Below are 244 nucleotides of genomic sequence, written 5' to 3' on the forward strand. Positions count from 1 at the left end.
TGCAGCGGCTTTGCCTTCCGTCGCCACGAAGATTCGTGCCGGCTCTGCGTCTGAAAAAGATATCGCGGCCCCTGTATCCCGCATTCCGCGTAATGGGGTTGTCAAAAAATCCGACCTCTATGCTTCCATCTGGGCCTCCTGCGACGAACTCCGCGGCGGCATGGACGCCAGCCAGTACAAGGACTATGTCCTGTTCATGCTGTTCATCAAGTACATCAGCGACAAGTACGGTGACAGCGACGAC

Annotated in this window: 1 protein-coding gene; it reads left to right on the forward strand. The window is 56.6% G+C overall.

Features of this window, described 5'->3' with window-relative positions:
- Positions 1 to 10: 10 nt before the first annotated feature.
- Positions 11 to 244: type I restriction-modification system subunit M N-terminal domain-containing protein (locus KVT32_RS31115; protein WP_254637103.1), on the forward strand; the 234-nt coding region annotated here is incomplete at its 3' end.

Origin of the sequence: Achromobacter sp. GbtcB20 (assembly GCF_019091095.1) — a bacterium.
Classification (GTDB): domain Bacteria; phylum Pseudomonadota; class Gammaproteobacteria; order Burkholderiales; family Burkholderiaceae_B; genus Achromobacter; species Achromobacter mucicolens.